This is a genomic window from Cupriavidus phytorum (assembly GCF_003254285.1).
GTDB classification, from domain to species: Bacteria; Pseudomonadota; Gammaproteobacteria; order Burkholderiales; family Burkholderiaceae; genus Cupriavidus; species Cupriavidus phytorum.
Genome location: NZ_QKZN01000007.1, coordinates 44,224 through 64,261, shown reverse-complemented (window position 1 = coordinate 64,261; position 20,038 = coordinate 44,224). Strand labels below are relative to the sequence as shown.

The 20,038-nt window shown below is 67.7% G+C and carries 22 protein-coding genes; 6 read left to right on the top strand and 16 right to left on the bottom strand.

Features of this window, described 5'->3' with window-relative positions:
* Positions 1-6: 6 nt before the first annotated feature.
* Positions 7-723, bottom strand: coding sequence for a Crp/Fnr family transcriptional regulator (locus C7416_RS18595; protein ID WP_111520487.1), 717 nt, complete (start codon positions 721-723; stop codon positions 7-9).
* Between the two features lie 197 nt (positions 724-920).
* Here C7416_RS18595 and C7416_RS18590 point away from each other — a divergent pair, with 197 nt between their 5' ends.
* Entirely contained in the window at positions 921-2,555 is a 1,635-nt protein-coding gene (locus tag C7416_RS18590) for an acyl-CoA synthetase (RefSeq protein ID WP_111520301.1), read from the top strand.
* Between the two features lie 33 nt (positions 2,556-2,588).
* On the opposite strand, the gene C7416_RS18585 is transcribed toward C7416_RS18590, so the two are convergent.
* Positions 2,589-2,867, bottom strand: coding sequence for a hypothetical protein (locus C7416_RS18585; RefSeq protein WP_111520300.1), 279 nt, complete (start codon positions 2,865-2,867; stop codon positions 2,589-2,591).
* A gap of 240 nt (positions 2,868-3,107) precedes the next feature.
* Positions 3,108-3,356, bottom strand: coding sequence for a hypothetical protein (locus C7416_RS18580; RefSeq protein ID WP_111520299.1), 249 nt, complete (start codon positions 3,354-3,356; stop codon positions 3,108-3,110).
* Between the two features lie 134 nt (positions 3,357-3,490).
* On the opposite strand from C7416_RS18580, the gene C7416_RS18575 reads away from it, so the two are divergent.
* Positions 3,491-4,618, top strand: coding sequence for an AGE family epimerase/isomerase (locus C7416_RS18575; protein WP_111520298.1), 1,128 nt, complete (start codon positions 3,491-3,493; stop codon positions 4,616-4,618).
* Between the two features lie 146 nt (positions 4,619-4,764).
* Here C7416_RS18575 and C7416_RS18570 read toward each other — a convergent pair whose 3' ends face one another.
* The 5 genes from C7416_RS18570 to C7416_RS18550 all read right to left on the bottom strand — a co-directional run bounded on the left by C7416_RS18570 (position 4,765) and on the right by C7416_RS18550 (position 7,729).
* Positions 4,765-5,019, bottom strand: a complete 255-nt coding sequence (locus C7416_RS18570) for a hypothetical protein (RefSeq protein ID WP_111520297.1) — start codon at positions 5,017-5,019, stop codon at positions 4,765-4,767.
* A 110-nt stretch (positions 5,020-5,129) separates the two neighbouring features.
* Positions 5,130-5,498, bottom strand: coding sequence for a hypothetical protein (locus C7416_RS18565; RefSeq protein ID WP_062803234.1), 369 nt, complete (start codon positions 5,496-5,498; stop codon positions 5,130-5,132).
* A gap of 57 nt (positions 5,499-5,555) precedes the next feature.
* Positions 5,556-6,248, bottom strand: coding sequence for an alpha/beta hydrolase (locus C7416_RS18560; RefSeq protein WP_111520296.1), 693 nt, complete (start codon positions 6,246-6,248; stop codon positions 5,556-5,558).
* Positions 6,249-6,367: 119 nt separating this feature from the next.
* Positions 6,368-6,652 (bottom strand): hypothetical protein, encoded by a 285-nt coding sequence (locus tag C7416_RS18555; RefSeq protein ID WP_010812500.1) that lies wholly within the window; start codon positions 6,650-6,652, stop codon positions 6,368-6,370.
* 150 nt (positions 6,653-6,802) lie between these two features.
* Positions 6,803-7,729, bottom strand: coding sequence for an alpha/beta hydrolase (locus C7416_RS18550; RefSeq protein ID WP_111520295.1), 927 nt, complete (start codon positions 7,727-7,729; stop codon positions 6,803-6,805).
* A gap of 337 nt (positions 7,730-8,066) precedes the next feature.
* Between C7416_RS18550 and C7416_RS18545 the strand changes: the two genes are divergently transcribed.
* The 4 genes from C7416_RS18545 to C7416_RS18530 all read left to right on the top strand — a co-directional run bounded on the left by C7416_RS18545 (position 8,067) and on the right by C7416_RS18530 (position 11,116).
* A complete protein-coding gene (locus tag C7416_RS18545) occupies positions 8,067-8,453 on the top strand; it encodes a hypothetical protein (protein WP_111520294.1) in 387 nt (128 codons plus the stop codon).
* 272 nt (positions 8,454-8,725) lie between these two features.
* Complete coding sequence (locus tag C7416_RS18540) at positions 8,726-9,292, top strand: TetR/AcrR family transcriptional regulator (protein ID WP_062803230.1); 567 nt, start codon at positions 8,726-8,728, stop codon at positions 9,290-9,292.
* Between the two features lie 397 nt (positions 9,293-9,689).
* Positions 9,690-10,310 carry a copper resistance protein CopQ gene (locus C7416_RS18535; RefSeq protein ID WP_111520293.1) on the top strand — a complete coding sequence of 207 codons (621 nt, stop codon included), beginning with the start codon at positions 9,690-9,692 and terminating at the stop codon, positions 10,308-10,310.
* Between the two features lie 209 nt (positions 10,311-10,519).
* Positions 10,520-11,116, top strand: a complete 597-nt coding sequence (locus tag C7416_RS18530) for a TetR/AcrR family transcriptional regulator (RefSeq protein ID WP_111520292.1) — start codon at positions 10,520-10,522, stop codon at positions 11,114-11,116.
* On the opposite strand, the gene C7416_RS18525 is transcribed toward C7416_RS18530, so the two are convergent.
* From C7416_RS18525 to cydB, 8 genes are all read right to left on the bottom strand, one after another.
* Positions 11,102-11,854, bottom strand: a complete 753-nt coding sequence (locus C7416_RS18525) for an alpha/beta fold hydrolase (RefSeq protein WP_111520291.1) — start codon at positions 11,852-11,854, stop codon at positions 11,102-11,104. The two genes, C7416_RS18530 and C7416_RS18525, sit on opposite strands and share 15 nt — an antisense overlap.
* Complete coding sequence (locus tag C7416_RS18520; protein WP_111520290.1) at positions 11,851-12,870, bottom strand: M14 family zinc carboxypeptidase; 1,020 nt, start codon at positions 12,868-12,870, stop codon at positions 11,851-11,853. The genes C7416_RS18525 and C7416_RS18520 overlap by 4 nt, the downstream gene beginning before the upstream one ends.
* 90 nt (positions 12,871-12,960) lie before the next feature.
* Positions 12,961-13,848: a LysR substrate-binding domain-containing protein gene (locus tag C7416_RS18515; RefSeq protein ID WP_111520486.1), complete on the bottom strand. Its 888-nt coding sequence runs from the start codon at positions 13,846-13,848 to the stop codon at positions 12,961-12,963.
* Positions 13,849-14,003: 155 nt separating this feature from the next.
* Positions 14,004-16,160 (bottom strand): phosphocholine-specific phospholipase C, encoded by a 2,157-nt coding sequence (locus C7416_RS18510; protein WP_111520289.1) that lies wholly within the window; start codon positions 16,158-16,160, stop codon positions 14,004-14,006.
* 50 nt (positions 16,161-16,210) lie between these two features.
* A complete protein-coding gene (locus tag C7416_RS18505; protein WP_111520288.1) occupies positions 16,211-16,444 on the bottom strand; it encodes a hypothetical protein in 234 nt (77 codons plus the stop codon).
* Between the two features lie 140 nt (positions 16,445-16,584).
* Positions 16,585-18,651: a LamG-like jellyroll fold domain-containing protein gene (locus tag C7416_RS18500; RefSeq protein ID WP_111520287.1), complete on the bottom strand. Its 2,067-nt coding sequence runs from the start codon at positions 18,649-18,651 to the stop codon at positions 16,585-16,587.
* A 220-nt stretch (positions 18,652-18,871) separates the two neighbouring features.
* Positions 18,872-19,027 carry a DUF2474 domain-containing protein gene (locus C7416_RS18495; protein ID WP_111520286.1) on the bottom strand — a complete coding sequence of 52 codons (156 nt, stop codon included), beginning with the start codon at positions 19,025-19,027 and terminating at the stop codon, positions 18,872-18,874.
* Positions 19,027-20,034, bottom strand: coding sequence for a cytochrome d ubiquinol oxidase subunit II (gene cydB, locus C7416_RS18490; protein ID WP_111520285.1), 1,008 nt, complete (start codon positions 20,032-20,034; stop codon positions 19,027-19,029). Before cydB ends, C7416_RS18495 begins: the two co-directional genes overlap by 1 nt.
* Positions 20,035-20,038 lie beyond the last annotated feature (4 nt).

Genomic DNA, 20,038 nt, shown 5'->3' with positions numbered 1-20,038 from the left:
GCCGCGTTACAGGTCAGACATCCCGAAGTGGCGCAGCCGTGGCAGGTCGGTCACGCGGATGCTTTGGTACGACAGGTGCACCATGCCCGCATCGGCCAGCCGGCGCAGCGCCTGGTTGACGCGCTGGCGCGAGAGTCCGGTAAGCAGGCCGATCTCTTCCTGCGACAGCTCAAGGACCGGGCTGGTGCGCGGATACAGGTCCGGATGGAACAGCTGCGCGATGGCTTGCGCCACGCGCGCATCGGCCCCAAGCAGGCGGTCGTTCTGCACGGTGGCGATGAACTGGCCCATGCGTTCGTTGAGCTGGCGCACGACAAAGCTGGCGAATGGCAGGCTCTGCGCCAGCAAGGTGTTGAACACCGGCTCGGGCACCAGCAGCACCTGCGAGTCGCGGATCGCGATCACGTCGTAGCGGCGGTCCTCGCGCTTGATCACGCTGCCTTCGCCGCACCAGCCGCCGGCAGGCACGCCAGAGAAGGTGCAGCCACGGCCATCGGGCGTGTACACCGCCAGCTTGATCAGGCCGCTGTCGACGCCGATCCAGTGGCGTGATGGCTCGCCGCGCCGGGCGATGAAGCTGCCCGCGGCGAAGGACTGCAGCAGGGTTTCGCGCGCGGCAAGGCCCTGGTGCGCCGGGGCCAGTTCGCCGAACCAGGCATGGCCGGCCAGCACCGCGGCGGGCGCCGGGGCGGGGAGGGAAGTGAGGTCTGCGGGTTCGCTCATGGCACGGACGGGCGGGCTGCGCCGCATCCTGTAAGAATCGTGTAAGCCTTGCCTGGCGCGGGTTTGCGGCAGGTTTGTCGTCTCGACGACAGTGCGCCGGCGTGTGCGATGATAGCCTTGTGCCGGAAAAAGTGACAGCGCCGCAAGGCGCCCGAATGACAGCGCCCGATTGACTCGATAAGGCGGAGACACCCGTAATGCCAACCGATTTCGACAGCGGCCTGGCCCGCAACGCGGCCAACTTCGTGCCGTTGACACCCATTGATTTCCTGGTCCGCGCCGCCGAGGTGTATGGCGATCGCCTGGCCATCGTGCACGGCCCGCTGCGCCAGAACTGGCGCGACACCTATGCGCGCGCGCGGCGCCTGGCCAGCGCGCTGGCACGCGCCGGCGTCGGCAAGGGCGATACCGTCGCCGCGCTGCTGCCCAATACGCCGGCGATGGTGGAAGCGCATTTTGGCGTGCCGATGGCCGGTGCCGTGCTCAATGCCCTGAATATCCGCCTCGACGCCGCCAACCTGCTGTTCATGCTGCGCCATGGCGAGGCGCGCGTGCTGCTGGCCGATACCGAGTTTGCCGACGTGGCGCGGCAGATGGCGCTGGAACTCCCGGGGCTGAAGGTGATTGCCGTGCACGATGTGCTGGGCCCGCAGGCGGAACCCTTCGGCGAGACCGATTACGAAGCCTTCCTCGCCGGCGGCGACCCGGCGTACGCCTGGCAACTGCCCGCCGACGAGTGGGATGCGATCGCGCTGAACTATACGTCGGGCACCACCGGCGATCCCAAGGGCGTGGTCTACCATCACCGCGGCGCGGCCATCAATGCCATCTCGAATATCCTTGAGTGGGACCTGCCGAAGCACCCGGTCTACCTGTGGACGCTGCCGATGTTCCACTGCAACGGCTGGTGTTTCCCGTGGACGGTGGCGGCACGCGCGGGCGTCAACGTGTGCCTGCGCAAGTTCGAGCCCAAGCTGGTGTTCGACCTGATGCGCGACGAGGGCGTGACCCACTACTGCGCCGCGCCGATCGTGCATACCGCGCTGGTCAATGCGCCCGCTGCATGGCGCGAGGGCGTGCGCGGGCCGGTGCGCGGCATGGTGGCCGGCGCGCCGCCGCCGGCCGCGGTGCTGGCGCAGATGGAGGCGATGGGCTTCGAGCTGACCCATGTCTACGGCCTGACCGAGGTCTACGGCCCGGCTGCGGTCTGCGCCGAGCAGGACGACTGGAGCACGCTGTCCGAGCAGGATCGCGCGGTCAGGAAGGCGCGCCAGGGCGTGCGCTATCACCTGCAGTCGCAGGTGGCCGTGCTCGATCCCGATTCCATGCAGCCGGTGCCGGCCGACGGCGAGACCATCGGCGAGATCATGTTCCGCGGCAACATCTGCATGAAGGGCTACCTGAAGAACGAGAAGGCCACGCGCGAAGCCTTCGCCGGCGGCTGGTTCCATACCGGCGACCTGGGTGTGTGCATGCCCGACGGCTACATCAAGATCAAGGACCGCAGCAAGGACATCATCATTTCCGGCGGCGAGAACATTTCGAGCGTGGAAGTGGAAGATGCGCTCTACCGGCATCCTGCGGTGCTGGCCGCGGCGGTGGTGGCGCAGCCCGATGCCAAGTGGGGCGAAACGCCGTGCGCCTTTGTCGAACTGAAGGACGGGGCCAGCGTCAGCGCAGAAGAACTGATCGCGCATTGCCGCACCCTGCTGGCAGGCTTCAAGGTGCCCAAGGCGGTTTACTTCGGACCGTTGCCCAAGACCTCTACCGGCAAGATCCAGAAATTCGAGCTGCGCCGCAAGGTGAAGTCGGATTCGGCCATCGACGTCTGAAATGCAAGCGGCGCCATACGGCGCCGCGTTCGTTCAGCGCGCCCGCAGCTCGGGCGGCGTTGCGGTCCTCGGCGGTTGGTGCCAGTCCGGGCCGATGTCGGGGAAGACCTCGCATTCTCCGCGCACGATGCTCTCGATGGTGGCGCATACGCATTCGGTGCCGCGCGGTCCCACGCAGACCAGGCTGCGCGGATGGTCGCTGTGCTGCGGAATCGCATAGACCCGCATGCCCTCGCGGAACAGCGGGTGCTTGGTCAGGCGTTCGTTCATCAGTTCAACGAAGCGCTGGGGTGTGACGACCGGCTTGTCCATTGCATGCTCCTGCGGCCTTGGCCACCGTACCCGTTTCTTGGGGCGGCATGGCGACCAGGTCAGTAAAGGCCAGGAAGATGACAGGCAGGTGGCAGAAAAGCGCACCGGGCAGCAGTGCGTGCCCGGGACGTGGCCGGAACGGAGAATCGCAGGCAATGCATCGCCCGCGTTGCCACTGCCACGCTTCCAGACTAGGTCACGCGGCGCGTAGTGCAAGTAAATCGCGGAGTTTTGCGGGTGTCAGGTGATGCGCAGTTCGCCTGCGGCGCGCGGGCCGTTCAGGATGCCGTTGCCTGCGGCCCAGCATGCGGCTTCGGCTTCCGCATAGGACCGGTAGGTGCCCGGTGCCGCGACCGTGCAGTCCTCGTCGGCGGCGCCGCAGCGTTCTTCCATGACGATGCGCCAGGTGAACTGGCCCGTCCCGTCCTCGAGGACATGGAGCACCAGGGTGCGGTAATTGTCGGTCAGCGTGAGAGGCAAAGTCGACATGGGTGTCTCCCGTTCGCAGGTAGGCGCATTGATGCTAGCAAGTGTGCGCCGTAAATGCCATGAGGCATTGCGGCCGCGCCATGGCAAGATACGGCCTTTGCGGCAGCTGCCGCGCCGGATCTTGTCGCCTGAACATGCCTCTCTCGCCCGAGCTCAACCAACGGATCGCCGCCCTGACGGCGCATTACGATGCCGTCGTGCTGCCGCTGTGGACCGCCTCCGGCTGGAATCCCGACCTGTTGCTGCCCTATGAAGGGCTCGACGGCGGCAGCGCCGCGCCGCTGCCACCCGTGCGTTATCGCGCCATGGCGTGCGCGCGCCAGCTGTACGTGTTTTCGCTGGCAGGGCAGCAGGCGCATGCCGATACGCTGTTCGGCTCGCTGCAGGCCTATTTCGGCAATGGCGAGGGCGCGTGGATCTACAGCGTCGACCCGGCCGGCGCGCCGCTTGACAGCACCCGCGACCTCTATACGCACGCCTTCGTGATCTTCGCCTGCGCCGCGTATTACGCGCGCTTCGGCAACGAGGATGCGCTGGAGGTGCTCGATGAAACTGTCGATATCGTCGAAGACCGCTTCGCCGACGGACAGGGCCTGTACCACGCCGCGCTGACCGAGCACTTCCGGCCCAAGGGCGCGGGCGTGCTGCAGAACCCCGTCATGCACCTGACCGAGGCCTACCTGGCCGCGCTGGATGCGACCGGCGACGAGTGGTATGCGGAACGCCTGCGCGAGATTGCGATGGCGGTGCACGAGCGTTTTGTCGATCCCGCCAGCGGCTGCGTGGCGGAGCTGCCGCAAGGCAGCGCGGACAACCGCATCGAACCCGGTCACCAGTTCGAATGGTTTTCGCTGGTGGCCGGCAGGCCGGCATTGTTTGGTGACCTGCCGCTGTCGGATGCCTTGCGCCGCGCTTTCGCGTTTGCGCAGCAGCATGGCGTGGCGGCGGGCACGCTGGGCGTTTGCGCGGCGCTGGAGGCGGGCGGCGCACGGATCGACGGCACCGAGCGCATCTGGGCACAGACCGAGTTCGCGCGCGCGCTGGCAGTGGAAGGCTCGGCGCAGTCGCTGGCCACGCTGGCTGACTGGGCCGCGCAGTTCCGCAACCGTTTCCTGTCTGCGCAAGGCTGGCATGAGTGCCTGGCGCCGAGCAGCGACGTGGTGCGTGCGGAGATGCCCTCGACCTCGCCCTATCACCTGGCGACGTCTTACCAGGCGCTGGCTGCGGCGGCAGGGCTGCAATGGCCGGCGCCGGCTGCATGACCCCACGGAAGGACGTTGTCAATTCTTTGCAGTTGCCGGGAAAGCGCGCGTCTACACTCAAGCCCGCGCTCCGGCCTGCATCGCAATCCTTCTTAACTACCTGGTCGTCGTTCTGAAGTTGCGGGCCGGGGCGCGCCTGCGCTGGTTCAGCGCGCGCTGGCCTGCTGCAGCCGTTCGGCATGCCGGGCCGGCTGAGGGCGTTGCGAAGATTGCGAAGAGGGTGCAGGGGCATTGGCCTGGATCAGGCCTGCGCCGGCCGGCTTGACGCGCACAGCCATTTGCTCGACGCGCTTCTGCGCCTGGGTTTCGGCGTGGTCGTTCAGGATCAGGCACAGCAGCGTCAGCAAGGCTGCCGCGATCATGCTCAGCGCAATCCAGGCCAGGCAGTGCTTGCGTTCCATGGTGGCGGACAGTGGGGCGTCATTGGTGCGCGAAGTTTAAGCGCGCGTACGCCGGGCGATTGTCAACCTTTGCAAACGCAGCAGCTTTGCAGGCTTTCTCGCCGTCGTCCTTATTCCGTGACGCCGTGCTCGTGCAGCAGCCGCTCGCATTCCTCGAGCATGTCGTAGGCGAACGCGGACTGGTAGTTCGGGTCGAGCGCTTCCATCATTTCGTGCGCGGCATAGAGGCCGGCTTCGCGCGACAGGGTCTCGGCGAGCTGCCGCGCAAACTGGTCGCTCAGTTCGGACAGCAGGCGCCGTTCCGACAGCGGCAACTGCAGCTTCGAGCGCGACAGCCATTCGCCGGCCAGCGTGGCGCCCTGGGCGTCGGTCATCCACTTGCGGTGTTCGTAGTAGGCCGACAGGCGTTCCGCGGCCAGCGCGAACAGTAGCGCCTTGCGGGTATTGAAATCGATCCGGCGGGGTGGGGCGAGGGTCATGCTTGCAGCTTGGTGCGGACCGGCGCAGCGGGCCGGCCGTGGTCATGTCGAAGGCGGTCAGGCAGGTGCGGCGCCGGCCTGCGCAAAGCGCGAAGCCAGCCAGGCGCCGATCTCGGCAATCTCTTCCAGGCACACCGCATGGCCCATCGGATAGGTGTGCCATGTGACCGGATTCTGCCGCGCCTGCACGAAATCGCGTGCGGCCACGCCCATGGCCAGCGGCACCACGTCATCCTGCGTGCCATGCGCGGCGAACACCGGCGTGGCGGCGTTGGCCGGGTTGGCTTCGGCAGCGAGCGTCGACGGTGCGGGGATGTAGGTGGACAGTGCGACGATGCCGGCCAGCGGCTCCGCATGGGTCAGTCCGGCGGTGTAGGCGATGGCGCCGCCTTGCGAGAAGCCGGCCAGCACGATGCGCCCGCTCGGGATGCCGCGCGCATTTTCTCGTGCGATCAGCGCGCGAATGGCCTCGCAGGATGCGCGGATGCCGGCCTCGTCGGCGCGGCGGCCTGCCTGGTCGAGAGAAACGATGTCATACCATGCCGGCATGACATAGCCACCATTGCAGGTCACCGGTATTGCCGGCGCATGCGGGAAGATAAAGCGTACGCCCGGCGCGGCTGGTAGCCGCAACTCGGGCACCACCGGAGCGAAGTCGCTGCCATCGGCGCCCAGGCCGTGCATCCAGATAACGGCGCAGCCGGGATTGGGCGCGGTTTCAATTTCGATCGCGGGCAGCAGTTCGCTCATGAGGCCGGTTCCTGTGGGTGGTCTGCCTGCGCCATGGGGGCGTCAGGCAGCGCGAGTATCGCACAGGTCCGGACCTGCCTTGGCGCATGCCCTGGCACGCGCCGCGGCATGGGGCTGCTTCAGGCCGCGGACGGGACGATCGGCACCGTGGTCAGGCCGGGCGTGCGCGCCGGCAGCTCGGGCATGGCGGGCGGTGTGGCGCGGCGCTTGTCGACCACGTCTTCGACGCCCTTGGCCGCGACATCTTCCAGGAAGGCCACCATGTCGCGGTAGTAGGCCACCTGCATCTGTGCCTCGAGCAAGCGCCGTTCGGCCTGGAATAGCGTCAGCCTCATGTCTTGCAGTTCCCTTTCGGCGATTTTTTCCGGGGTCGGCGGACTGAACAAGTTTGCAAGCCAACGCATGGCAGTACCTCCAGTGCTGTCAACAGCGAGTTTGCGGGCTTTCGCCATGAGGACAAATATAGACAAGAAATCGCGACAGCGTCCCTCGGACACTTGGCCGTGGCGCCTCGCCCACAAGGATGATTGCCGCTTGCGGGACTCTACGTTAGATTAATCGGCCATGATGTGCCCGCTATCACGCGCTTGCTGCGATGGCGCTTCGGGACCGGTTGCCTGTGCCTGCATGAAGCGCAGGATCGGCGGCCAGAAGGTGTCGATATGCTCGGGCAATATGGCCGCATCGTGTGGCATGGCATCGTGCATGACCAGCGCATGCAGATGCCTGGCGGCGCTTGCCACACGTTCCGCATGGGGCGGCACGATGACAACGTCGTCACGGCTGTGCACCACCAGCAGCGGCCGTTCCAGCTTGCTCGCACGCGCGGCGTTGTTCCACGGATCCGGCAGCAGCCACGCAGCCCATGCGGGAATGCGCCCGGTCTGCACCGCGGCCAGCCGCGCCGAGCTGAAGCCCGCGGCTATCACATAGCCATCCGGCTGCGGCTCGAAACGCCGCGCCACATCGAGCAGGATGCCCGAGCCCAGCGAATGTCCGAGCACCACGCGCCGTTTCGATTGCGGCGTGGCGGCGATGAACTGCTGGTAGGCGGCCATCGCATCCTGTCGCAGCCGACGCACGCTTGGCCGTCCGCTGCTGCGCCCGTAGCCGCTGTAGTCGAACACATAGGAAGCGATGCCCGCGTCGGCCAGCATGGCCTGCACCGGCGCCCAGTCCGGCAGGCATTCGTTGTCGCCATGGCACACCATCAGGGCCGGTGCCTCGGGGTCTGCCGCCGGCATGAAGGCCGCGTGGAGGATGCGGTCGCCGCTGGCGAAGGTGGCGTGCCGCACCATAGGGGCTGAATTGTCGGGTGGTTCCGCGAGCCTTGTCTCATCCGTCGGCGTGACAAAGGCTTTGCGCTCCAGCGCACGAAACAGCAGATGCCGCGCGACCCCGGCTGCCACGGCCATGCCTGCTGCCGCGGCCAGCCATCGGTGCCGCGCGCTTTGAGAAGGGGGGCGGGGGTCGGGATTCATCTTCTTCAGGCTAGCAGGCCATGCTCTGCAGGTGAAGAATTGTTCATTCAGAAGCGCTTTTCCCGGGCGGGTGCGGGGCGGCTATCCCGTCGATAGAAATCTTTTTCCTTGACTATCTACCTATCAGTAGATAGCATTCAGTCCATGGCACCGCTGCACTGCCAACCAAATCAAGAAGGCACGGAAATGCGGCGATTCCATTGCATGACCAGAGCGGTCATTTTTTCAGGCCCGGGAATCTATCTACTAGTAGATGCGAGTCTGAAAAGCGACTCACTGAATCGCCACCGACACCGAATTTGACGCGATCTGAACCATCGCACCCCAGGAGCCCATCATGACCAAGACTGCCAAGACCCTGATCACCGCCGCTACTCTTGCCGCCGCGCTCGTCGGCGGTGTGGCGCAGGCCGCCAGCGTGAACGCCAACGCCGGCGACAAGTATGGCTACAGCTACCGCGTCGGCAACGCCGATGCGTTTACCGACGGTGCCCGCACCGGCAAGTTCGACACGTTCACCGAGGGCGCGCGCAGCGGCAAGTTCGATCCGTTCACCGAAGGCGCACGCGTCGGCAAGACCGACCCGTACACGGATGGCTTCCGCACCGTGGCGGGTCTGGACCGCACCGGCGTCTCGGCCGAGCCGGCCCGCAGCTTCGACCCGTACACGGATGGTGCGCGCGTCGGCAAGGCTGATCCCTATACCGACGGCGCCCTGGCCTGATTGCCGCCGGCATCGGCCGGCGGCCCACAACTTACGATGGCGGCATCTGGCCGCCGTCCGATGGAGTCCATCATGAGTTTGCGTGACAGCATCCTGTTGCTTGGCGGATGGCTGGTACTTTGCGTGACGAGTGGCTCGATGATTACCTTCGCCGCGCAGGTCCTGCCTGGCTAAACGCCCATGTAGTGCACCGTGCCCCGAGGCTAGGGAATTACCCCAGCCCCGGGGCATTTCAACTTGAGCGTCTATCTTCGCGTAGATAAACTGCTTGCATGAAAACCCAATCCGTACGCGAGCAATTGCTCGAGCACACCCTGATCCTGATCCGGCGACGGGGCTTCAACGGCTTCAGCTACCGCGACCTGGCGGAGCTGGTGGGTGTGAAGACCTCCAGCATCCACTATTACTTTCCGACCAAGGAAGACCTGGTCCAGGAAGCGGTGAAGGAATACAGCGCCCGGCTGGCCGAGCGCATCAACGCCATCGATACGACCTTGCCGGTCACCGAGCAGGCCGCGATCTACCTGGCGCCGTTCCGCGCCAGCTGCGGCTCGGACCAGATCTGCCTGTGCGGCATGCTGTCGACCGAGACGCTGTGCCTGCCCGAATCCGTGCACAAGATGCTGCAGGGCTTCTTCCTGCTGAATGAGCAATGGCTGGCGGGGCTGCTGGAGCGGGCCCAGCCCCATCGCAGCACGCCGTTCCCGGTGCCGCCGGCGCGGCTGGCACAGGTGGTATTCGGCTCGCTGCAGAGCGGTCTGATCGCGGCACGCCTGTTCGGCACGTCGGATCGCGTTGAGGCCGCTGCCGACACGCTGATGGCTGCCGTATCCGGTTGAGTTTGCGCGCGATATCAGTGGCGCGTCTGAAGCCGTCATGTGGCGCAAGCCGCATGGCGGTTTTTTTATTTGCCTGCCGCAAGGCCGGCCGGTTACGGAAAATCGCTTCGGAAACAATGGTTTAAGGCGTTATGGGGAATGCCTATCAGCTTGATAGAAATGTTTTTCCTTGACTCTCTACCTAGTAGTAGATAGTATCAAGTCCATGGAAGCGCTGCACCGCCACCAACAAGCAAGACCAGGCGGCACACGGCGGTCCCATTGCACGACCGGAAGCGGTTATTTTTTTGAAACCGGTTATCTATCTACTGATAGATGCGGAATCGGAAGAAGGACTGCAACAGCCACTGATACCCAATTTGACGCGATCCCGAACCATCGCACCCAGGAGCCCATCATGACCAAGACCGCCAAGACCCTGATCACCGCCGCCACCCTTGCCGCCGCGCTCGCCGGCGGAGTCGCGCAGGCCGCCAGCGTGAACGCCAGTGCCGGCGACAAGTACGGCTACAGCTATCGCGTCGGCAACGCCGATGCCTTTACCGACGGTGCCCGCAGCGGCAAGTTCGACCCGTTCACCGAGGGTGCGCGCAGCGGCAAGTTCGATCCGTTCACCGAAGGCGCACGCGTCGGCAAGCCTGACCCGTACACCGACGGCGCGCGCACGATCGCGGCCACGGTGCCGGCCGACAGCTACGGCTACAACTTCCGCAGCGGCAAGGTCGACTCGTTCACCGATGGTGCCCGCGTGGGCAAGCCCGACCCGTACACCGATGGCGCCCGCACGGTTGCCGGCCTGGATCGCAGCGGCGTGTCGGCCGAACCGGCCCGCAGCTTCGACCCGTCCACCGACGGCGCGCGCGTGGGCAAGGCTGATCCGTACACCGACGGCGCCCGCACGGTAGCCGGCCTGGACCGCAGCGGCGTGTCGGCCGCGCCGGCCCGCAGCTTCGACCCGTACACCGACGGTGCGCGCGTGGGCAAGGTCGATCCCTACACCGACGGCGCCATCGCCTGAGAACCGGCCGGCCTGGCGCCGGCCATCGAAAACTACAAGGGCCGCCACGGTGCGGCCCTGCTTCAGGAGTTGATCATGCGTTGGCGTGACACTGCGCTGATCCTGGGCGGATGGGTTGGACTTTGCCTTGCAAGCGGGTCCCTCATCACGCTGATCGCACAAACGCTGCCGGCCTGAAGGGTCCGGCGGCAAGCCGAGGAGTCGATGCCATGAATACCCCAACCGTACGCGAGCAACTGGTCGAACACGCGCTGGTGCTGATCCGCCGCAGGGGGTTCAACGGCTTCAGCTACCGCGACCTGGCCGAACTGGTCGGCGTCAAGACCTCGAGCATCCACTATTACTTCCCGTCCAAGGACGACCTGGTGCTCGAAGCGGTGCGCGAATACAGCGCGCGCAAGCGGGCGCGGCTGCAAGCCATCGATACCAGCCTGCCGTGCGCAGAGCAGGCGCGCCAATACCTGCAGCCGCTGCGCGACGGCGCCTGCACCGACCAGGCCTGCGTGGTCGGCATGCTGTCGGCCGACGTGCTGGCCATGCCTGATACCGTGCGCGCTGCGATGCAGGACTTCACCCGCCTTAACGAGCAATGGCTGGCGCGCCTGCTCGAACAGGCGGCCGCCCGGGGCGCGGGACCGTTTTCGCTGCCGCCGCAACAGTTGGCGCAGGTGGTATTCGGCGCGCTGCAGAACGGGCTGATCAGCGCGCGGCTGTTCGGTACGTGGGAACGCGTCGATGCCGCGGCGGCGCTGCTGGCCAGCGCCATGCCAGTGGAAGAGGCGGAAGAGGCGCTAGCCGAAGCGTGATCCGGCGCGTGCGACGGCATCGCATACCCATTGCGGGTCGTCGTGCGGCAGATCGTGGCCGGCCCAGTGGTGGGTCAGCAAGGGCACGTCCCAGGCCTGCGCGATGCGCGCCGAACAGGCCGGGTTGACCAGGCGGTCCGCCGCCGAAGCCAGCAGCAATACCGGACAGCGCGGCGGCTCGGCCGGCGCGCAGTAGCGCGCGGCGGCCAGCAATTGCGCCAGCGCGGCCTGCCGGCTGACCGGTGCGTCCGCCGCGATGGCCTGCCACTGCGCAAGGTCGGCGGCCTGCGTGTCGGTGCGCGCGCAGGTGATGGCGTGGATGGTCCGTTCGCAATACGCGCGATCGCGCCAGCGCTGCGCCACGCGCAGCAGCCTGCCCCAGTTGCGCGGACGCAGGCGCTGCGCCGGCGTGCAGAATGGCCGCATGCTGGTGTTGACCAGCACCAGGCCGCTCACTTCTTCCGGATACGTACTGGCCCACTCGGTCGCGGCCATCGCCCCCAGCGACATGGCCAGCACGCGGTATGGTCCCGGCACGCCGGCGGCGGTCAGCTGGCGCCGCACCGCCGTCACCATGTCGCGCACGCTCCACGGCGCCGGCTGTGCCGACAGCGCGCCGTTGCCGGGCAGGTCAGGCAACAGCGGGCGTCCCAGCCCGGCTGCCTCCCAGCGCGCCGGCAGCGTTCCCCAGTGACGCGATTCGCGCGTCAGTCCCCGCAAGAATACCCATCGGCTCATGGCGGCTCCGTGTGCCAGTGCGCGCGTGCCTGCTGCAGCAACTCGTCGCGCTGCGCGCCGCGGGGCAGCCAGCGGTCCGAGGCAAAGGCGATGCGGCCGAGAAAGTCAAACAGGCTGACATGCCGGCGCAGCACGCGCGCGGTGCGGTGCGCCTTGATCGGGTTGAAGATGCCCTCGCGCGAGAACAGCTGGCGCGGGTTTTTCTTGATCCACAGCCACGAGCCCAACTCCAGCGTCATTGGCAGGAACAGGTTGCCGCGGGGCGCCAGGTCATAGGCATGGTCCCACAGGTCGCCGTGCAGCAGATACTGGTGGCTCTGCGGCTCGAAGGTATAGCCATGGTGCGGGTGGGCCTGCTCGAACAGGGTCTTGAGCAGGTACATCTCGGCCAGGTGCGGCATCGGCCGGCGCGTGCGCGCGTACGGAAACCAGATGCTGTCGCGCCAGCCGTAGCCGGAATGGCAGTCCACCGCAAAGCTGAGCGGGCGCGGCAGCAGTTCCTGCCGGACCACGCGCAGCAGGGCGCTGCTTTCGAGCTCCATCGGCGCGCCGGCCGCGCCGCGGTACCACGGCAGCCAGGCGCCGATGCGCTGACCGCCGGCCAGGAAGGGCACGCGCGCGTCGGCATCCTGCGGGCCGTTGCGCATCAGGTCGACGCCGTTGGGGTTGGCGCGCGTGCCGGCCCACATGCCGCCGGGGTTGACGATGGGCATGAACACCAGCCGCACCGATTGCAGCTCGCGGTGCAGCAGCTCGTCCCAGGCCAGGCGGGACAGCACCGAGCGCAGGTAATCCAGCACCAGCTGCGTGCCGATGCGCTCCAGCCCGTGGATGCCGCCGAAGATGCCGATCGCGGGCGCGCCCGGGTCGCGGCTGCCGAGCGTGGCGACATGCACGCCAAAGCGGTGGCCCTGCACGGTGGTTTCGCATACCACCTGGGTCTCGAGCACGTGGCTGCCGGCATCCAGCAAGGTCAGCAACTGGTCATATTCCGGGAAGTCGGCGCGCGGGTGCATGGGCTCACCGGGTGGCGGCCATGAGATGGAACGGGACAAGGCGTGGTGCGGCCAACATGCAGCGGGGCTCCGAAGATGAAAACCGCCGGGTCAGGCAGCGTGGGCGGTGAGCGTCGCGGCATCCGGCGCCACGCAATCCAGGAAGGCGCCGACCAGCCGCGTCTGGCGCCGGCTCTGCAGGCAGTACAGGTATTCGTGCAGCACCGGCGCGCGCGACGCAAATGGCACCACGCGCAGCAGCGGGTCGCGCGGCACTTCGCCCAGCGGCACCACGCTGGCGCCCAGGCCCTGGCGGATCGCCTCGTAGATGGCCTCGCGGCTGCCGATCACGGTGTGCGGCGGCAGCTCCATCCCGCACGCAGCCAGCGCGGTTTCGATCGTCTTGCGCGTCATCGAGCCGTGCTCGCGCACCAGCAGGTGACAGCCGCGCAGCTGCGGCAGGTCGATCTGCGCCAGCCGTGCCAGCGCATGATCGGGATGCGCCACCAGCACCATCGGGTCGCTCGCCAGCCGGATGCAGGCCAGGCGGTCATCGTCCACCGGGTGCGAGGACACCGCCGCGTCGATGCGGTACTCGAACAGCGCTTCGAGCATCTGCTGCGAGTTGCCGATGTCCAGGCTCACGTCGATCGCCGGATAGCGCTGCCGGAACGCCGCCACCGCGCGCAGGATGTAATACGGCCCGGTGGCGCCGATGCGCAGGTTGCCAAAGCGCAGGTTGCCGGCGTTGCGCAGCAGGTAGTCGGCATTGCCTTCCTGCTGCATCAGTTGCTCGACCACCGGCATCAGGGCCACGCCCACATCGCTCAGGTCGACGCGGCTGGCGCGGCGATGGAACAGCTCCACGCCGTAGGTTTCCTCCAGCTGGCGGATGCGTCCCGTGACCGTGGGCTGGCTCACGCGCAACTGCCGCGCCGCCATGGTGATGCTGCCCTGGCGCGCCACTTCGAAAAAGGTCATCAGCAGGTCGCCTAGCATGGTCATCCGCGCGGAGTTTGGGGGAGGGGTCCGGACCGGGCCGGACGACCGCGCAGTCTAGCTGCTCAATATGACAAAACGGCTACGCCCGCCCGGGCCGGTCCGCTTGGGACCGGCCGGGGCGGGACTGGCGTTGCGCCGGATCGACGGGTGCGTCAGCCGGCCGCGCCCATCGCCGGGTCGGACACGCCGTCCTTGCCGGTTTCGATGCGTCCGGCAAAGCGGCGCGTAAAGCCGCCTTGCGTAGTGGTGACGGTGAAGTCGTACCAGTTGCCCTGGCGCGCCACCGGCCAGTGCTGCTGCAGCTGCATGCCGGCGGGCACTTCGTAGGTCCACGGGCCGTCGGTGCGGTAGGCGTTGGCCTGGACCGTGAAGGTGCAGGGGGCGCTGCCGGTATTGATCATGTCCACGTACACCGCGGCGTTGGCGATGTCATAGCAGACGCGGATCTCCGGCGCGCTGGCTCCGGCCGCGGTCGCCGCCGCGACGTCGCCGCGGAAGGCGCGGTGGAAGCCGTTCGGGCCCAGCACCCACAGGTCGTACTTGCCGCCGTCGGCGGCAAAGACGTCCCAGCTGCCATGCAGCTCCTTGCCCGGCTCGACCATATAGCGGCGCGGCACGCGGTCCAGATGCAGCCGGTCGTAGACGTGGAACACCGCCGCCGCCGTGCCGGTGTTGCTGAACAGCAGCCACACCGCGCGCTGGTCGCGGGCGTCTTCGCGCGCGCTGACGTGCAGTTCATAGGGCAGGGCGCGCGACGGGCGCGTGCCGGGGTCCTGCTGCGGCATCTGCTGGCTGCCGGCCGGCGGCAGCGGCACCTGCGGCAGCACGCCCTGCGCGGTGCGAATGGCGTCGGCGCTGGCCTTGTCGCGGCTGGGCAGCTCTGGCAGGGCATTGGTGTTGGGGCTGACGAAGTTGAAGGCCGAGGTCAGGTCGCCCGCCACCGCGCGGCGGAAGCCGCTGATATTGGGTTCGGCCACGCCGAAGCGCGCTTCCAGGAAGCGCAGCACCGAGGTGTGGTCGAACACCTGCGAGTTGACCCAGCCGCCGCGGCTCCACGGCGAGACCACGTACATCGGCACGCGCGGGCCAGGGCCGTAGGGGCGCTTGTCGACGTGGTATTCCGGCTTGAGCTGTTCGGGGTCGAGCGTGGTGGCGCCGGCCAGCGTGTCGCCGTCATAGGCCGGCGCGCACGGCGGCGGCAGGTGGTCGAAATAGCCGTCGTTCTCGTCGAAGTTGATCAGCAGCACGGTCTTGCTCCAGACCGCGGGATTGGCGGTCAGCGCATCGAGCACCTCCTGCGTGTACCAGGCGCCCTGCACCGGGCTGGACGGCCCGGGGTGCTCCGAGTACGTGGCCGGCGCCACGATCCACGACACCTGCGGCAGCTTGCCCGCGGCGATATCGTCGCGCAGCGCCTGCAGGAAGCCGCCGTCGGGCATGGTGTTGGCGACGCCCTTGAGCAGCGGGCTGACCGCGTCGTCGGCGCTGGTGTACGGCGGATAGGGGCTGCCGTTGGCCTGGTTGCCGCGCGCGGCATTGGCGTCGCGGTATTGCTTGAATCCCGCGAGCGGGTTGTCGGTGAAGTTGTCCGGCATGTTCTGGTAGACCTTCCAGCTCACGCCTGCGGTTTCCAGGCGTTCCGGGTAGGTCTTCCAGGTATAGGGCGTGTTGGAGCCCGTGAACGAGTCGCCGCTGTTGTCGATCACCGGGCCGCCGAAGGCGCCGGCCGGATCGTTGGTGCCGGTCCAGTGGAACAGGCGGTTGGGGTTGGTGCCGCCATGGAAGCTGCAGTGATAGGCGTCGCACAGCGTGAAGGCATTGGCCAGCGCCACCTGGAAGTCCAGTTCGGCCTCGGTGTAGAAGCCCATCGACTGGGTCTGCTTGTAGGTGGGCCACTTGTTCATGCGGCCCAGGTCCCAGGCGTTCTGCGCGTCGGGATACGAGTGCGGGGTGCCGCTGACGCGCTGCGCATTGCCGGCGCTGCTGTCGAGGTGGTAGGGCAGCACGGTGCGGGTGGTGCTGCCGTTGGTATAGGTCTGCTGCCAGACGTTCAGGCCCCCCGCCAGCGGGATCGGGAAGCGGTCGCCAAAGCCGCGCACGCCGCGCAGGGTGCCGAAGTAGTTGTCGAACGAGCGGTTCTCCTGCATCAGGATGACCACGTGCTCGACGTCGCGGATGGTGCCGGTGGCGTTGTTGGCCGGGATCGCCAGGGCGCGGCGGATCGACGGCGGGAAGGCCGCCAGCGCGGCGGTGGCGGCGGCGCTGCCGCCGGCGAGCTTGAGGAAGTTGCGTCTGCTTTGGGGGTTCATGGGATTCGGTGCCGGATGGTTGCGGGGAGGGTAGACAGGCCGGGCCAGGTTCAGGGCGCGCAGCGCAGCTGCGGCTTGACCGCCGGGGCCTCGCCAGGCCGGTCGCTGCCGTTCCCCTGGCCGGGGTTGCCGCCGGTGCCGGGCGCACCGGGCGTGGTCGGCGCCGCGGCCGGGGTGCCGCTGGTGCCCTCGCCGGAGTCGCCGCCGCAACCGGCGAGCGCCGCGCTCAGCAGCAAGGCGGCCAGCCAGTGCGGCCGGGCCAGGGTGGAAGGTCGGAAAGTCATGGTGTCAATCTCCTGCAGGGGGGATCGGGGTGTGGGGAGGGTGAAAGCCGGCCGGCATCCGGTTCCCTCGGGAAACGGGTGCGCCGCCGGATTCTGGGGTTCAGGGATTCAGGGATTCAGGGATTCAGGGATTCAGGGATTCAGGGATTCAGCGTCGACAAAGGCTGGCGTGCGCCGGTGATGGCCTTCAGCTCGTCGAGCGTCAGCACGCGCGTCCACATCGCCAGGTCGTTCAGGCCCATCACGCCCTTGAGCGCGCCGGGGTTGTTGCCGACGTAGTTGTGGGTGGCGTCGTCGTTGACGCCCCAGCCGGTGCCAAGGCCGGCGAGTTTGCTGACGTCGGTATTGGCGATCGCCTTGTTCTCGGTCTTCTGCAGGCCCAGCACCGGGTCGATGACGTAGGCGCTGAAGCGCTTCGCCGCCGCGTCGACCGACAGCGCCAGGTAGGCCCACTGGTTGGCCGATACCTTCATGCCGTTGATGTCGTCGCGCTTGCCGCTGCCGCTGCCCAGGTTGAAGCGGATCTCGCAGCTGCCGAACAGGGCGATGGCAATGCCGGCATTGCCGCCCGAGATGTAGTTCTTGTTCGACAGGATCGGCTCGCCGGTGCCGTTGCCCTGGGTGCAGTCGGTGCGGAACCAGAGGCCGATGGTGAACTGCGGGCTTTGCGCGATATCGGCCCCGTTGTGCCTGAACTGGTAGCTGTCGATGCGCGAGTCCAGCTGCAGCGACTGGCGGCCGAAGTTGTCGGCGGCGAGCGTGCCGCCGTCAAGGCTTGCCGCCCATGGGCCCAGTGTGGCCGCGTTCCTCGCGTCGGCGAACGGCTTGCTGTCCAGGCTGAAATACGACGCCAGGCCATCGAGCAGCGATGGCATGAGCGTGACGGGTTTGACGTAGTGGATCTGCGCCAGGTACGACACCGGCACGTCGTTGCGCACCAGCGTGTAGTTGAACTGGTACAGGCCCGTAGGCATGTCGAAGGCCTTGTCGGTGAAGGTCCGCACCTCGGGTCCCAGCGCGGCGATCTGCACGCCGTCGCGCAGCACGCGCGTGACGCCGTAAGCCGGGCTCGGGTTCTGCCAGCTCAGCGTGATCGCGTCGTTGTACTGGCTGATGCTGGCGCCGATGGCGCGCACGCCGGCGGTGGCGGTGGTCAGCGCGGAGCCGTCGAGGTGCGTTGCCGCGGGGTCGAGCGCAACGCCGGCGTGTGCCAGCACGGTCGGGACGATATCCGCCTCGGTCGGCAGCGCGGACAGGTCCGCCGGGGTGTCGGGGGCCGCGGCGCCGGGCCTGGCCAGCGCGCTGTTCAGCGTCTTGTTGGTGGCGAGGAAGGCGGTACGGTTCTCCACCGTCGGCACCGTGGTGGTGGCGCCGGTGGCATCCAGGCCGTGGCTGGTGGTGACCAGCACCAGCCAGTCCTCGCCGCGCTGCGCCTGGCGGCGCGCTGCCACGGCGGCGAGCAGTTCGCCCAGCGCCTGGTCGGTCTCGCCGAGCGCGGCGGCATAGGCGCCGTTGCCGAAGCCGCTGGCTTGCGCGGCCTGCGCCGGGGCGCTGTACTGCGCGAACACCACGCCATAGCCGGACTGCACCTGGCGCACGGCATTCTGCGTGACGCAGCGGTCGACGCCCGCGCAATCGACCAGCGTATCGAGCACGCCGGCTTCCTGGTCGGTCTTGAGCAGCACCGGCAAGGCCGGCGCACTGACCACGGCGCCTTGCTGCCCGCCGGCCTTGCCGGCTGCGCGCAGGTAGTGGAACACGGTTGGCGCGCGCAGCGCGGTGCTGCCGGTGTCGTCGTCGATACTGTGGCGGTTGGCCCAGGCGCCGGTCAGCACCGTGGCCCAGCTGGGCGCGTCGAGCGGAGGCTGGGCGGTAATGGTGCCGGGCATGCCGCCGGTGGCGGTCGGCACCAGGTTCAGGCTGGCCAGGTTGGGCAGCTCGCGCCGCAATACCGCGCCTTGCACCTGCGCATAGGTGGCGCCGTCGACGCCGACCAGCAGCACGCGCGGGCCGCTGGCACGGTCAGGCTCCGGAGCGGGCTTGCTGGTGTCGGTATCGTTGGGCGCGCCCGACGGCGCGCTGTCGCCGCCGCCGCAGCCTGCCAGCGTCGCGGCCAGCATGACCATGACGGTGCCGGCCAGCACACGGCCGCGCGCCGTCCCCGACCACCAGCCCGCCAACCAGCCCGGCGCAAGGTTCCCTGCCATCGTTCATTCCCCTGTTCATCTGCGTTGTTGTGCGCCGGCGGCAATGGCCGCGCGGCGGATTGCGTGTGCCGCAATGCGCTCGCAGAGTAAGAAGCGGGGTTGTCACCGTGGTGACAGCGGGGCAAAGAATGCTGATGGGGCTATTCGGATTCTTGGGGCCGGTGGGAATCGCGGCCGCGGCGGAGGGTGGTTCCGCCGGAATTGGTGCCCGGATGGGGCGTCAGCTGTGGAAGCCCACGCCCCGCATGATCAGCCGCAGCACCCACGCGGCTACGCCCAGCGCCGCCACGCTCGCGGCCCAGATCAGCACCAGCCAGCCGACGCGGCGCAGCCAGGTGCCGGTGCGGGTGCCGCCGTCCGTATGCGGCGCGCCCATCAGTGATAGCCCTCGCCGTGGCGGACCTTGCCGCGGAACACGTAGTAGGCCCACACCGTGTACATCAGGATGAAGGGGACGATGAAGAGCGCGCCCACCAGCGCAAAGCCTTGGCTTTGCGGCGGCCCCGCGGCCTCCCAGATCGAGATCCCGGGCGGGATGATATTGGGCCAGACGCTGATCGCCAGGCCGCTGTAGCCCAGGAACACCAGTCCCAGCGCATACAGGAAGGGCGAGATATCGGGCTCGCGGCGCAGCGCGCGCATCAGCATGAACATGCACAGCGCCACCAGGATCGGCACCGGCGAGAACCAGAACAGGTTGGGCAGGCTGAACCAGCGCTCCTTAATCTCGGGATGGGTCAGCGGCGTCCACAGGCTGATCACGGCGATCACCGCCAGCAGCAGCCACGCCAGTGTGCCCGTCAGGCGGATCATGCGCTGCTGCAGGTCGCCTTCGGTCTTCATGATCAGCCAGGTGCTGCCCAGCACGGCGTAGGCCACGATCAGCCCCACGCCACAGAACAGCGGGAATGGCGCCAGCCAGTCCAGCGGCCCGCCGGCAAACCGGTGGCCTTCCAGCTTGATGCCGTCGATATAGGCGCCCAGCGCCACGCCCTGGAAGAAGGTGGCGGTGGCCGAGCCGAGGATGAAGGCGGCGTCCCACACCGGGCGTTCGCGGTCATTGGCCTTGAAGCGGAACTCGAACGCCACGCCGCGGAAGATCAGGCCCAGCAGCATCAGCATCAGCGGCAGGTAGAGCGCGCTCAGCACCACCGAATACGCCAGCGGGAACGCCGCCAGCAGTCCGGCGCCGCCCAGCACCAGCCAGGTCTCGTTGCCGTCCCAGACCGGCGCCACGGTGTTCATCATCACGTCGCGGTCATGCCGGTCGGGCACGAACGGGTACAGCATGCCGATGCCCAGGTCGAAGCCGTCCATCACCACGTACATCATCACGCCGAAGAAGATGATGACGATCCAGAGAAGCGAGAGATCGATGCCCATGGTG

Bases quoted from the DNA above. Each gene is read 5' to 3' on its own strand.
- C7416_RS18575 (WP_111520298.1), top strand. From the start codon at position 3,491: ATGCCTCTCTCGCCCGAGCTCAACCAACGGATCGCCGCCCTGACGGCG.
- C7416_RS18515 (WP_111520486.1), bottom strand. From the start codon at position 13,848: ATGCTAGGCGACCTGCTGATGACCTTTTTCGAAGTGGCGCGCCAGGGC.
- C7416_RS18565 (WP_062803234.1), bottom strand. From the start codon at position 5,498: ATGACCCTCGCCCCACCCCGCCGGATCGATTTCAATACCCGCAAGGCG.
- C7416_RS18580 (WP_111520299.1), bottom strand. From the start codon at position 3,356: ATGTCGACTTTGCCTCTCACGCTGACCGACAATTACCGCACCCTGGTG.
- C7416_RS18500 (WP_111520287.1), bottom strand. From the start codon at position 18,651: ATGGCAGGGAACCTTGCGCCGGGCTGGTTGGCGGGCTGGTGGTCGGGG.
- C7416_RS18585 (WP_111520300.1), bottom strand. From the start codon at position 2,867: ATGGACAAGCCGGTCGTCACACCCCAGCGCTTCGTTGAACTGATGAAC.
- C7416_RS18520 (WP_111520290.1), bottom strand. From the start codon at position 12,870: ATGCACCCGCGCGCCGACTTCCCGGAATATGACCAGTTGCTGACCTTG.
- C7416_RS18530 (WP_111520292.1), top strand. From the start codon at position 10,520: ATGAATACCCCAACCGTACGCGAGCAACTGGTCGAACACGCGCTGGTG.
- C7416_RS18550 (WP_111520295.1), bottom strand. From the start codon at position 7,729: ATGAATCCCGACCCCCGCCCCCCTTCTCAAAGCGCGCGGCACCGATGG.
- C7416_RS18535 (WP_111520293.1), top strand. From the start codon at position 9,690: ATGACCAAGACCGCCAAGACCCTGATCACCGCCGCCACCCTTGCCGCC.
- C7416_RS18590 (WP_111520301.1), top strand. From the start codon at position 921: ATGCCAACCGATTTCGACAGCGGCCTGGCCCGCAACGCGGCCAACTTC.
- C7416_RS18525 (WP_111520291.1), bottom strand. From the start codon at position 11,854: ATGAGCCGATGGGTATTCTTGCGGGGACTGACGCGCGAATCGCGTCAC.
- C7416_RS18505 (WP_111520288.1), bottom strand. From the start codon at position 16,444: ATGACTTTCCGACCTTCCACCCTGGCCCGGCCGCACTGGCTGGCCGCC.
- C7416_RS18545 (WP_111520294.1), top strand. From the start codon at position 8,067: ATGACCAAGACTGCCAAGACCCTGATCACCGCCGCTACTCTTGCCGCC.
- C7416_RS18555 (WP_010812500.1), bottom strand. From the start codon at position 6,652: ATGCGTTGGCTTGCAAACTTGTTCAGTCCGCCGACCCCGGAAAAAATC.
- C7416_RS18570 (WP_111520297.1), bottom strand. From the start codon at position 5,019: ATGGAACGCAAGCACTGCCTGGCCTGGATTGCGCTGAGCATGATCGCG.
- C7416_RS18495 (WP_111520286.1), bottom strand. From the start codon at position 19,027: ATGGGCGCGCCGCATACGGACGGCGGCACCCGCACCGGCACCTGGCTG.
- C7416_RS18595 (WP_111520487.1), bottom strand. From the start codon at position 723: ATGAGCGAACCCGCAGACCTCACTTCCCTCCCCGCCCCGGCGCCCGCC.
- C7416_RS18560 (WP_111520296.1), bottom strand. From the start codon at position 6,248: ATGAGCGAACTGCTGCCCGCGATCGAAATTGAAACCGCGCCCAATCCC.
- C7416_RS18540 (WP_062803230.1), top strand. From the start codon at position 8,726: ATGAAAACCCAATCCGTACGCGAGCAATTGCTCGAGCACACCCTGATC.
- cydB (WP_111520285.1), bottom strand. From the start codon at position 20,034: ATGGGCATCGATCTCTCGCTTCTCTGGATCGTCATCATCTTCTTCGGC.
- C7416_RS18510 (WP_111520289.1), bottom strand. From the start codon at position 16,160: ATGAACCCCCAAAGCAGACGCAACTTCCTCAAGCTCGCCGGCGGCAGC.